Source organism: Mesorhizobium sp. M0514 (genome assembly GCF_040321145.1).
Taxonomy (GTDB): Bacteria; Pseudomonadota; Alphaproteobacteria; order Rhizobiales; family Rhizobiaceae; genus Mesorhizobium.
In genome coordinates, this window is record NZ_JAMYQZ010000013.1 from 35,688 (window position 1) to 47,659 (window position 11,972).

General features: G+C 58.4%; 13 protein-coding genes. 4 read left to right on the top strand and 9 right to left on the bottom strand.

Annotation, left to right across the window (positions count from 1 at the left end; translation table 11 throughout):
* The 3 genes from NKI61_RS08195 to NKI61_RS08205 are packed head-to-tail and all read left to right on the top strand — an operon-like array spanning window position 1 to window position 2,898.
* The gene (locus tag NKI61_RS08195) at window positions 1-876 is read left to right on the top strand and encodes an ABC transporter permease (RefSeq protein WP_023703918.1); all 876 of its coding nucleotides are present in this window, start codon (window positions 1-3) and stop codon (window positions 874-876) included.
* Entirely contained in the window at window positions 873-1,901 is a 1,029-nt protein-coding gene (locus NKI61_RS08200) for an ABC transporter ATP-binding protein (protein WP_031213837.1), read from the top strand. The genes NKI61_RS08195 and NKI61_RS08200 overlap by 4 nt, the downstream gene beginning before the upstream one ends.
* A complete protein-coding gene (locus NKI61_RS08205) occupies window positions 1,894-2,898 on the top strand; it encodes an ABC transporter ATP-binding protein (RefSeq protein WP_352839146.1) in 1,005 nt (334 codons plus the stop codon). Before NKI61_RS08200 ends, NKI61_RS08205 begins: the two co-directional genes overlap by 8 nt.
* Window positions 2,899-3,175: 277 nt before the next feature.
* On the opposite strand, the gene NKI61_RS08210 is transcribed toward NKI61_RS08205, so the two are convergent.
* The 8 genes from NKI61_RS08210 to NKI61_RS08245 form a co-directional block, all read right to left on the bottom strand.
* Complete coding sequence (locus tag NKI61_RS08210) at window positions 3,176-3,868, bottom strand: amino acid ABC transporter permease (protein WP_023669865.1); 693 nt, start codon at window positions 3,866-3,868, stop codon at window positions 3,176-3,178.
* 17 nt (window positions 3,869-3,885) lie between these two features.
* Window positions 3,886-4,602 carry an amino acid ABC transporter permease gene (locus NKI61_RS08215; protein WP_352768689.1) on the bottom strand — a complete coding sequence of 239 codons (717 nt, stop codon included), beginning with the start codon at window positions 4,600-4,602 and terminating at the stop codon, window positions 3,886-3,888.
* Window positions 4,603-4,669: 67 nt separating this feature from the next.
* Window positions 4,670-5,497, bottom strand: coding sequence for a transporter substrate-binding domain-containing protein (locus tag NKI61_RS08220; protein WP_023669867.1), 828 nt, complete (start codon window positions 5,495-5,497; stop codon window positions 4,670-4,672).
* A 24-nt stretch (window positions 5,498-5,521) separates the two neighbouring features.
* Window positions 5,522-6,262 carry an amino acid ABC transporter ATP-binding protein gene (locus NKI61_RS08225; protein ID WP_023669868.1) on the bottom strand — a complete coding sequence of 247 codons (741 nt, stop codon included), beginning with the start codon at window positions 6,260-6,262 and terminating at the stop codon, window positions 5,522-5,524.
* A 57-nt stretch (window positions 6,263-6,319) separates the two neighbouring features.
* Window positions 6,320-6,883, bottom strand: a complete 564-nt coding sequence (locus NKI61_RS08230; RefSeq protein ID WP_352815052.1) for a peroxidase-related enzyme — start codon at window positions 6,881-6,883, stop codon at window positions 6,320-6,322.
* On the bottom strand, window positions 6,880-7,362 hold the full coding sequence (locus tag NKI61_RS08235; protein ID WP_023669870.1) for a CMD domain-containing protein: 483 nt from the start codon (window positions 7,360-7,362) through the stop codon (window positions 6,880-6,882). The genes NKI61_RS08230 and NKI61_RS08235 overlap by 4 nt, the downstream gene beginning before the upstream one ends.
* On the bottom strand, window positions 7,359-8,828 hold the full coding sequence (locus NKI61_RS08240; protein WP_023669871.1) for an NAD(P)-binding domain-containing protein: 1,470 nt from the start codon (window positions 8,826-8,828) through the stop codon (window positions 7,359-7,361). Before NKI61_RS08240 ends, NKI61_RS08235 begins: the two co-directional genes overlap by 4 nt.
* The gene (locus NKI61_RS08245) at window positions 8,825-9,796 is read right to left on the bottom strand and encodes a LysR family transcriptional regulator (RefSeq protein WP_352839147.1); all 972 of its coding nucleotides are present in this window, start codon (window positions 9,794-9,796) and stop codon (window positions 8,825-8,827) included. Before NKI61_RS08245 ends, NKI61_RS08240 begins: the two co-directional genes overlap by 4 nt.
* A gap of 231 nt (window positions 9,797-10,027) precedes the next feature.
* Between NKI61_RS08245 and NKI61_RS08250 the strand changes: the two genes are divergently transcribed.
* A complete protein-coding gene (locus tag NKI61_RS08250) occupies window positions 10,028-11,098 on the top strand; it encodes an NAD/NADP octopine/nopaline dehydrogenase family protein (RefSeq protein WP_031201715.1) in 1,071 nt (356 codons plus the stop codon).
* Window positions 11,099-11,308: 210 nt separating this feature from the next.
* Here NKI61_RS08250 and NKI61_RS08255 read toward each other — a convergent pair whose 3' ends face one another.
* On the bottom strand, window positions 11,309-11,956 hold the full coding sequence (locus NKI61_RS08255) for a hypothetical protein (protein WP_023669873.1): 648 nt from the start codon (window positions 11,954-11,956) through the stop codon (window positions 11,309-11,311).
* Between the last annotated feature and the right edge of the window lie 16 nt (window positions 11,957-11,972).

Consider the following 11,972-nt stretch of genomic DNA (forward strand, 5'->3'; position numbering starts at 1 on the left):
ATGAGTTCGATAAAATCATTCTTTCGCAGCGTCGGCTGGCCGATCTCGCTGATGATCGGGTTCTTTGTCTTCATCGCGATCTTCGGCTCGCTGGTCAGCCCTTATGACCCGAATACGCAAAACCTCCTTGCTCCAACTGAATCGTTTTCAGGAGTCTATTGGCTGGGCACCGACAACCTCGGGCGCGACGTGCTCAGCCGACTTATTGCGGGTGCCCAGACCACGCTCGTGGGTGTGACCATTGTCCTGTTTCTTGCCGGCATATTTGGAATGTTGGTTGGGACCATATCCGGCTATTTCGGTGGCTGGATCGACGAAATCCTCATGCGTATGGTCGACTTCGGCCTCAGTGTGCCTAGTCTCGTGGTGGCGCTGGCGATCGTTGGTGTATTCGGCCCTAGCTATTGGAATATGATCATTGCGCTGGCGATCGCCTGGACGCCAATCTATGCCCGGCTGACGCGAGGTGTGGTGGCGGCGGCAGTAAACCAGCCGCATATCGAAAGCCTTCGCGTTTTGGGCGCCAGCCGACTCAGGATCATATTCAAACATCTGGTGCCGGTCGCATTGGGATCCGTGCTGATCTACGCAAGCGCGGACGTCGGTATTTTGGCCCTCGCGATCGCTAACTTGAGCTTTCTGGGGCTCGGTGTGCAGCCGCCGCAAGCGGAGTGGGGACAGATGCTGGTTTCGAGCCTACCCTATCTTGAAGAAGCACCGCGCCTGGTGATCCTTCCGGGGCTCGCGCTTACCATCATGGTCGTAGGTTTCAACCTGTTCGGCGAGAAGATCGCGCTGTCCAAGAACCCGCGCCGGATGACCAAGCGGAGCTTGGCCGCCCGCAAGAAACTGTTCATGAAGGAGATCGCGACATGAGCACTGGGAGTTCCCCAACACCTGCATTGCTCGAAGTCTCCAATCTGTCGGTGACGCTCCATACGGCGAGAACCAGCGTCAAGCCGGTCGATGGCGTGAGCTACCGTGTGGACGAAGGCGAGGTCCTGGCGATTGTCGGCGAAAGCGGCAGCGGCAAGACCATCCTCAACATGGCGCCGCTATCTCTGCTTCCGACGGGACTCGACGCTGAAATAGAGGGGACGGTGAAATTCAACGGCCTCGACATCCTGCGAGCGCCTGAGCAACAAATGCGCAAACTGCGTGGCGGCGAGATCGGCGTCATATTTCAGGATCCGTTGAGTTCTCTCAACCCGGTCCGACGCATTGGAAGGCAGATCGCCGAGGTCTCGGAATTGCACCTTGGCATGACTGCGGCGCAGGCCGACAAACGAGCCGCCGAACTGCTGGCGTTGGTCGGGCTACCCGATCCACTAAGCCGACTGCAGCAGTATCCGCACGAGCTTTCCGGGGGTATGCGCCAGCGCGTTGGCATAGCGATGAGCATTGCCGGCGAGCCCAAGCTCCTCATAGCGGATGAGCCTACCACCGCGCTCGATGTCACGGTTCAGGCTCAGATCGTGGAGCTGCTGAAAGACCTACAGAGGCGCCTGCAGATGGCCATCGTCATCATCACTCACGATTTTGGTGTGGTCTCCGGCATGGCGACCAAGGTGGCGGTGATGTACGCCGGCCGGCTGTCAGAACTGGGTCCGGTGGACGACGTGCTGATGACGCCGGTCCACCCCTACACCAAAGGTCTGCTCGGTTCAGTTCCATCGCTAAATGCAGACATTGGTTCGAAATTTATTGGTCTTCCTGGCCAGCCGCCAGATCTGTCTCGGTTGATACGCGGTTGTGCGTTCACGCCACGCTGCGCTTCGGCGCTGCAGAGCTGCAGCGCCACTCAACCGCACTTGCTTTCCGTACCAGGAGAGTCGTCGACGCACGTCGCCGCATGCCCGGTCATCATCAACAAGCTTGCGCGAGTGATGGAAGATGCCTGAGAACCTCATTGAGATCGTCGATCTCAAAACTCACTTTCGCGACCGCCACACAGGGGCTGAGATTAAGGCCTGTGATGGCGTGAGCCTGAAGATTGGCGCGGGCGAGATTGTAGGATTGGTCGGGGAGTCGGGATGCGGAAAATCGACACTGGGTCGCACGATCTTCGGTCTCGAGAGCGCCAAATCCGGAGAGATCCGATTCAAGGGCGAAAATTTCCTGGCTATGAGCGGCAAGCATTTGTTCGAACGAAGGCGCAAGATCCAATACATCTTTCAGGATCCGCTTTCCTCGCTGAGTTCCCGACAGACGATTGGTCAGGCGATCGATGAAGCGCTGCTCATCAATGGGGAGAACAACCATTCCGCGCGGGCGGCACGTGTCAAAGAACTCTTGGACCAAGTGGGGCTGCCCGAACAGATAATGGAGCGCTATCCGCGCGAGATGTCGGGTGGCCAACGTCAACGCGTGTGTATCGCGCGATCTCTTGCTGCCAACCCAACCGTACTCATATGCGATGAGCCTGTCAGTTCGCTCGATGTCTCCATCAGAGCGCAGATCATGAACCTGTTTCTGAAGCTGCGCGATGATTTCGGAATGTCATGTCTTCTCATTGCGCACGATCTGGCCATCGTTCGCCAGGCCGCACAGCGCGTCTACGTGATGTATCTCGGCCGCGTCATGGAAGAAGGTGAGAGCGGCGCGCTCTATAGCCAGCCCGCACATCCGTATACACAGGCGCTGCTCAGCGCGGTCCCGTCGACAAATCCAGTTGAGGAGCGCGAACGTCAGCGGATCATTCTAAAGGGAGATGTGCCAAGCCCTGTGAATCCGCCGACCGGATGCCGTTTTCGTACGCGCTGCCCTGCCGTGCAAAGTGTTTGTGAGACATCGCCTCCGGTCAACAGCTTGTCGGAATCGCATCTCGCAAGTTGTCATTTCGCTGGTCGGATCAAAGCGGGTATCCTGCAGGAATACGACGTGAGACAAGTCGGATAAACCGGCGTGGGAGACGGAGAGGCCCAGGTTCTCCAATATTGATGCGTACTCGCGGCGCCGAATACGGCTTGGGGATCTCCATGCCAGTAGCCGGAGACCGGATTCCTCTGGTCGGCACAGTCGCAACGTTGCGTCGGCGCGATCGGTGCTTCAGTCGGCATTCAGCGGTACATGCATCGGCTACTTGGGTTTCTCCTCAAGCTTTTCATCCCCGAAAGAATTGCCTCCCAGGTGCGGCTCGATATCCGAAGCTTGACGATTCTATCCCACATCCGCCTCACGTCCGCACCCTCAGCGCCTGCTCCAGCCTGTCGGCAATCTGTGTGACGATATAGGCAATCACCATGTAGATCACGACGGCAATCACGAAGGCTTCGAGGTAGTAGTAGTTCAGGGCGGCGGTCAGCTGGGACTGGGCGAAGATATCGACGACCTCGATGGCGAATCCGAGAGAAAGCGCCTTCATGATGACCATCATCGAAGTCGTCAGGTCGGGAATTGCCGTGAGGGCCACCTGGGGAAATAGGATACGTCGGAACAGTTGGCCGCCTGTATAGCCCAGCGAATGGGCTGCGTCCGACTGACCGGTGTCGAATGCATTCAGGGCTCCCTTGATAATCTCGGATTGGAACGCGGCGACACAGCCGGTAATCGCAACTACAAGGATGACCCAATTGGGGGTTTCGTGGGCGTTAAAGTTGATCCCCAGCAATGAGAACAGGAACTGGAATGCGGGCGGCAGACCGAAATAGGCGAGGAAAATCACGATGACCATCGGAACGCCCTTGAAGACGATCTTGTAAGTCATGATGAGCTCTCGCAGCACCGGCACCCGTCTGTATTCGATCAGCGCGAATATGCTGCCGACTATCGTCGACAGGACGAAAATCAAGAGTGCCATTCCAACGGTCACGGGTACGGCACTCAGAATTTCCTGCGTGTCCTGGAGCAAAATATCGGTATCAAACATGGTTGAATACCCTTACGTCAGACGCTCGCGAGGAGCTCGTTCTTGATCGGAGTTGTTGTCGTTGCCTCTGGCGCTTGCATCGGTGATCGAAGCTCGAAGAAGCGCACGATGAGCCATGCGACCAGGCACATCAGCGAATAGATGATCGCCAGGACGAGGTAGGTTTCGAACTGGAACTGATTGTAGTCGCGCTCCATGATCAAATGCGCAGTCGCCATGACGTCGGCGGCGCCGATGTACATGACCAGCGCAACGTTATGGATCAGGTAGATGACGGAGTTCCCGTAGCCCGGTAGTGCGAAGTGCACCGCTTGCGGGCCGACGACGCGAGTAATTTTCTGCCGGAACGTATATCCAAGGCTATCGGCCGCATCGTGCTGGCCGCGATCGACGGCAAGATATGCAGGCCGCATGACTTCCGACAGATATCCTCCATGGTAGAGGCTCAACCCCACCATGGCAGCCATCGTCGGCGAAATAAAATCTTTGGCGCCGAACAGGATCACCAACAGCGGAAGCCCATAAAACGCGACGAACAGCTGCAGGACGACAGGAACGCTCCGGGCATAGGACACGTAGAGGTCCACCAGGTGACTGATCAGTGGCACCCTGCGAACACGGAGTGTTGTCGCGATAAGAGCCAGACAGAACCCAGAAATGAGGGCCGTAAACGTGATGGCGAGCGTCAGCGGCAGTGCCGAGAGCAACTCGGGAATCATAGCAGATACATCCACTTTGAAACGCTCCTTCTTGCAATTCAGCCTTGCCGCTGACTAGCGAATATGGCCCTCAACGGCCGTGCTATTTCATGTACTGGACGATGCCCTCGCCGAACCACTTCTGCGAGAGCTTCTCGATCGTGCCGTCGTCTTTCAATTCCTTGAGAACCTTGTTCACATCGTCAGCCAGAACCTTGTTCTCGTCTGATCTGTGGATCAGCATGTAGGTGTTGTTGCTGAACACTGGTTCGGACGCCACGATATCGAGTTTCTTTTGCTCGATGACGGTCTGCTCACCGAGATTGGACGGCAAGACGAGAGCGTCGAACTTGCCGTTCTGAACTTCGTCCAGCCGGTTCGGGTAGGGAATGCCTGCACTCGATGCCGTGACATCGAGCTTGTATTGCGGGTTTTCTTTCTGCCAGTTCATGATGAACTTGTAGGTTCCACCGCCGGCCGTGGTCGGAACGATCCTCTTGCCGACCAGGTCTTTCATTTCCTTGATGCCGCTGTCTTTCTTGCTGTAGATCTTCATCAGGCTGGCGCCCATGGGATTTTCCGGAATGAAGAACTGCTTGGAGCGCTCGGGCGACTTGTAGTAGCCACCCACCGCGATGTCGTACTTGCCCGTGGCGAGGCCAGTTTCCTGCGCGATGTCAGAGACACCTTCCATCTCGAACTTGTATTGCGGCAGCTTTGCGTTGATCGCCCTCAGGAGATCGGGCTCATAGCCTTGCGGCTCGACGCCGATCGCGCCCCATGCCAGCGGCTTGGATTCGGCAGACGTCGCGATCTTGATTGTCCGAACGGTCTGACCATAACTGACTCCTGCGGTTGCAAGGGCTATTGCGATGCCGCCGACGACAGCCAGGGCATGACGACGGGAAAAGCGGGATGTGATTACAGACATTTCTTAGGTTCCCTTGTTGTTGGATTATTGAAAAGCGAGTTCTGACTGCAGGAATTGAGCAAGTCGTGGGCTGGAAGGCGCGTCGAAGATATCAGCCGGGCTGCCATCGGCGGCGACCACGCCACGGTCCATGAAGACGATCCGGTTGGAGATGTTCCTTGCGAATTGCATCTCGTGGGTCACAAGCAGCGAAGTGATCCCTGACGAGGTGACGTCCTTGATCACCTTCAGGACTTCACCGACGAGTTCTGGATCCAGCGATGACGTAGGCTCATCGAAGAGTATCACGTCGGGACGAACCGCCAGGGCGCGCGCAATGCCGGTGCGCTGGAGCTGGCCGCCCGACAGTTGGGAGGGATAGCTGTCTCGCTTCGGGGTGAGGCCGACCCGCTCGAGCTCCCGCAAGGCGATCTCCCGCGCCTCGTCCGCGGACTTGCGCTGCACGACGACCAGTGGATCCATCACGTTCTGCAGGACCGTCATGTTCTTGAAGACGTTGAATTGTTGAAAGACCATCGCCGTTCGCAACCGGATCGCCTGGACAGCGACCTTGTCGGCACGCTGGTAATCCATCCGGATCTGATCGAACGCGATGGTTCCTGACGACGGCTTGGCCAGGTAGTTGATGCATTTCAGCAACGTGGTCTTGCCGGTGCCGCTGGGGCCGATGATCGAAACCACGTCACCCCGCTTTACCGAGAGATTGACGCCGTTCAGAACCTGCGTGCTTCCGTAAGACAGCTTTACATCTTTGAGTTCAAGCATTGCTGGTTGTCCCTTCGGAAAGTGTGAGACGGACTGCTTCGACCGCATGCGACATCATCACCCGCTCTCCGCATGGCCGAGAACGTGCATCAGCCGGTTTGCCCAGCCGAAGATCGATATGGCGTGGATCAGGTCGATAATCTCGCGGTCGTCCATGCCGACTGATCGAAGCGCGGCGATATCGTCTGTCGTCGCTTCCGACGGGGCCGCCGACAGGCGGCGGGCAAAACTGTAGATTGCCGCATCGCGTGGGCCGAGCGCTTCAGGTTTATCGAGATAGAGCGCGGTGACCACTTCGTCGTTCTTGGTCAGCTCTGCATGCCTGCGGGCGTGAACAACGGCGCAGAATTTGCAGCCATTGACGATGGACGCACCTAATGCACCAAGCTCGCGGTCAGGGCGGGCAAGCCCGCCTTCGACATACATGATGGCGTTGAACAAGATGGTGCGGGCAAGGTAGCTCTCAGGGTCATGCGCAAGGGTGCGCACATATTCCGAAACTTTCTTGGCTGATGGCGTGACCTTCATCGCTTCAAGCTGTTCCGGCGTGGCCTCGGATAGCTCGACCGGCGCTATGTACGGATGCCAATTCAATGGCTTCAGGCGCACTGCGGAAATCATGCCGTCCTCAACAATCGCAGGCCGGTTGCCACCCGCGTCTGGAAATTGACGAAGGCGATGAGCTCGGAAAGGGCGACGATCTGAGGATTGTTCAATCCAGCTTGGGCGAGCAGGGCGATGTGGCCCGCTTCCGCCTTTTTCGGTGTCAGCGTAATCAGGTCCACATGACGTGCGATGGTCGCCAATGGCTCTTCCAAATCCGTTTCCCCCTGGGCTAAGGCCAGAAGCTGCTCAGTCGGATCGAGCTGAGCCAGCTGCACATCAAATTCGGCCATCAGGACCGGATCGGCATTCAGAGCGGCCATGCGACGGGCCAGAGCAACCCGCAAATTAGGCGCAAGCCCTTGGTCGTTTGCTGGCTGCAGGACGGAGAGGCGACATTCCTCCGCCCCCAGCACGAATTCAGGCCGAAACCGACGCGCGCTGAAAAGCGCATCGTGCGGTGATAGACCGGCGGCCTTGTCCATTGCGTCGATCACAGCGCGGCCTCCTTCTCCAACAAGGGTGTTGAATCGACCCATTCGTCGCCCAGAAGTTCGGGCGTGTCGTAAGCGATCAGGTTGGCGAAGTGGGTTTCGACATCTTCGGCAAACAGCGATGCGGCAATGCCGCGGACCAAACGGTCGGCACCCGCGCTGACGGCTGGGATATCACCGGAGACCTTGCCGTGCGTCAGCATGGCGGCGTCGTTGAAGCAGTGGATATGCGACAGCATCGGGCAGGAGCCGGGGACGCGCTCACGAAACTCGAAGGCGGGACCTAGGTCCGGTGCGTCGGACATGCCTGCACGCGCCGGCCCCATGTCCGGTGTATATCGGCCATCCGACCAGGTGCGGATATGTGGCGCGATGGCTGCAAATTCCGGGCGGCCGTTGAAGTCGTTTGAAAAGCCGGTTGCCGCGATCAGGAAGTCGTAGCGCATCAGCCCCTGGGTGGTTTCGATAAGCAGGCCTCCCGCATCTTCCGTGACCGCGACGATGCCGCAGTCGAGAAAGAACCGGGCATTGGGGTGGCGAGAAACGCGAAGCGTCGATGAACGAGGCGGCGGCGTCTGGGTTGAGGCGGTGTAGTCGAAGAACTTCCACTTCCAGGCATCGGGCAATTGATGCATGCCGAGTACAACACCCGGACTGCCGATTCCGGTCAGCTTGTTGATGCGCGGCATTTCCTTGCGCCGGATCAACATGTCCACAGATCCGGCGCCCGCCTCGAGTGCGGTTGCGGCATTGTCCATGGACGAGGCACCGGCGCCGATGACCGCCACACGCTTACCTTGCAGCGCGTCGAAATCGATCTCGTCCGCAGAATGGGCCCAATAAGCGCGATCGATGCCCCTGAGGAAATCGGGCACGGCAAAACCGCCCAGACCAGAGCGGCCGGTGGCCAGAACGAGATGACGGGTGAGAACCCGGCCGGATTCCGCGCCTTCGATATCGATCGCAATCAGATCACCAACCGGTGCGACGCCGGTCATGCGCACGCCGTTGCGCACAGGCAGAGCAAGAACCTTGCGGTACCAGACCAGGTAATCCATCCACTGGCCCTTGGGGATTTTGTCCAGCGACCGCCAGGCGTCGACGCCCCATTGCGCCGTGAACCAGGCGCGGAACGTCAATTGCGGCAAGCCGAGCGACGGACCGTGCAGGGTCTTCGGCGACCGGAGTGTTTGCATGCGGGCAAACGTTATCCACGGTCCTTCGAGCCCAGCCGGCGCCGCATCATAGGCGACGACATTGGTGATCCCTGCCAGCACCAGCTTTGCCGTGGCAGCAAGTCCGCACATGCCAGCGCCAATGACCACGACATCACGGACGGGGGCGCCCTCATGCATGCGTGTGGGGACCCAGGGCTTGGCGGGCAGCTCGACAAAGTCGAGATCCTGCGCGAGCTGGGCTTCCAACGCGGCAAGGCCCGTCGATGCTGCCGGGGTGGGAGTATGCTTCATATTCCAGTTCCGTTATTTGTGCCCGACGCGGGATCGTTCACCAATTGGCTGGCCAAAGCTGGATCGAGCTCCTTGAAACCGACGATCGACCGTTCAGCCACCGCTTCGACCGCATCCATCAGCGCCTGCGCGACTGGGCGAAGGGGACGTTTTGAGGCAGCCACAACGCCCCAATAAAAGAGAACGGTTACATCGATCGGGCGAATGACGACCCCAGGCAGGGCGACGCCATAGGCCGTGAGGGGATCGATGACGGCCGCGACACCAGTATGGCGCACGATCTGCAACGCGCCGTAGGCAGTATTGGTCCGGATCACCGGGCCGGTGTCGATGCCCCGGGCAGCGAGTGCCTTGGCGACATGCAACTGAAACCGCAGCGGATTGAGCAACGTAGCCACGCGACGACCCGCAAAAGCCGAAAGCGGTATGACATCAAGTTCAGCCAGCGCATCGTCCTCCCGCACGGCAGCAACATCAGGCGCCGAATAGAGCCGTAGGACATCCAGACCGGGCGTATCGAGCGGCAGGCTTGAAAACCCGATCTCGGCACGTCCGCTGCGCACTTCCTGGGCGACGATCGAGGGAAGAAACTGCCCGAGATGCGTCTCGTGCGGAAGCTCGACACCCTTGAGCTCGGCCAGGGCCGCCGGGATCAAGCCGGTGCCGATCGCGGAAGTTGTGACAATCTGCAGGATCCGCCCACGGCCGGCGGCGATCATCTTGGCCCGCGCTGCAAGTTCGGTGAAAGACATCAACAATCGCCGCGCTTCCTCCTCGAATGCGACACCCTCTTCAGACAGCTGCACCCGTCGACCGATCCGATGCAGCAATTCGAAGCCAAGTTCGGCCTCGAGCTCCTGAATGGTGCGTGTCACCGAAGGTTGGGAACGCCCGAGCATGTCAGCCGCCTTGGTAATGCTGCCGCTGGCAGCAACCGCAAGGAAGGTCTGAAGGTCCCGGGTTTCCATGTTCTCCCTACATGCGTAATTCGTATGATTGACATCGTCTCATTCATTTTTGATATATGTCAAGCGGAAACTAATAGTCGTTGCGGCGTTTGCCGGCTCAGAGCCGGAGTCCTGATCGAAACGGCTGATGGCAACCGACGTGACTTCAATTCGGATCCTCCCGATGAAAAAACTTGTAGGCGGGGACGGCAAGGATTCTCGAACCATAAAGCCGGCGACAGGAGGAATGTTATGCGCGTGAGTATTCTGGGCGCTGGAGCAATTGCCTATGGCCTTGCGGCCTATTTGGCACAATCGGGACATACGCCAACACTTTGGTCACCGTCGGGAGACCGCACCAGAACGTTGGCGACTGGCGAATTATTGAAGGCGACGGGGGATATCGAGGCGACGGTGCCGGTGCGTATTGCCAATGATTGTAAAGATGCCATCGATCACGCGGATGTGGTGGTGATCGCGCTTCCCGCTTACGGCCACAAGATGGTGATGGATGCCGCCGTCCCTCACCTGGCAGATGGTATTCCTGTCATCGTCAGTTCGCACAGTTCGTTCGGCGCGCTGTATCTCTCCAAGCGGTTAGCCGAGCGCAAGGTCAGGTTGCCGATCGTCGTTTGGGGCACAACGCTCTTGACCGGCCGCCAGCTCGGACCAACAGAAGTCCAGGTCACTTCCATTCGCCAGAAGCTTGATGTTGCGACGCTGCCTTTCGATGCGCTCGATCAAGGGTACAAGCTTTGCACGGCCTTGTTCGGCGATCGTTTCGTCAAGCGCGATGGTCTGCTGGCAATTGCGCTCAGCAACCTCAATCCGCAGAACCATCTGGGAATTGCCCTTCTCAATCTCACACGAATGGAGAAGGCCGAGCGATGGAGCCAGGGGGGAAATGTCACTCCTGCCGTTGGTCGCTTCATCGAGGCTCTGGATGCCGAACGATTGGCCATAGCTGGCAATTTCGGTATCGCGGTTCGTACCGTCCAGGAACATTTTTCATTGTCGTTCCACGTCCCCATGAGCACCGTTTCGGAAATGAACCTGGAGATGGATCGCCAAGGTCGTGGCGGCTTTGGCCCGACGACCATCGAGAGCCGCTATATTCTCGAGGACGTTCCGTTCGGCCTGTTACCAACCGCAGTCCTGGGGAAGATCAGCGGAAATCCGGCGGTTCTCCATGAATCCGGAATTTCCATATTGTCGGCGGCTTATGGCCGGGATCTCAAGGGAGATAATGATATTCTTCCTGGGCTCGGCATCGAGAAAATGACAAAGACGGATCTTGAAGCCCTTTGCCGCAAGGGGTTTTGAGCGCGCTCGCGGCCAATGCGGCGTGATTACGCTTTGGGGAAGCTAGCGCGACGCTCCTGTTACATCATTGCGAGCTGATTCTAACCAACGACATCCGAAGGGGACCAACACAGGTTGGATATTATCAAACTGTGTTGGTCCGAGTTGGCTATTTCACCTGCTTGATCTCCCCCGGCGCCAAACGGCGCCGGATAAGACGTGCCGTATCGATCACATCATGCGTTTGATGTCGGTGTACGCGCCATTCGTCTTCAGCGTCACGGTGACGTCGGCACCGGTGCGGTTGCGCCAGAACCAACCGTGATTGCCGTCAAAGGCTGCCTCAAGTACGCCCTCGTCCTCTGCAGCACCGCGTCCCTTCTCGTATGAGATGTTTTCGCCGCCGCCGTCACCATGGGTGTCGAAGTTCACCGCCGCGCCATTGGCTGTCCAAGAGTAGTTTGCCTTTGCGCCCTTGGCCATGACGAGCTTGATCTCAGCTCCTTCGCCGGGCTTGAGGGTGACCGACATTTCGTCCGTCCGCAGTTCCTGGGCAGAGGCGGAACCAATCACCAGTTCAGCGAAGACGCGCTCCAGAAGACTCGACTGCTGATCTTGGCCTGGCACTGCGGTCGGCGTGCCGTTTTGCAATTCGCGAAGGCGGTCTTGCTCGGCCTCTTCGGCGAGTTGTGTCTTGATCTCGCCCATCTCGGTGAGCTCGAGCGCTCGCCCAACGCCGGTGGGATCGATGGCGTATTCGGCCGGCAGCACGATGGTCACAAGGATGGCCGCTGCCGCGACAATGGCGATGAGGGTAGATCGGAGGAGCTGCATGGATGTCGGCAGTTCAGCGCGGGTCGGGATGTCTGTGTTGTACATGGGAGAATTCCTTTTT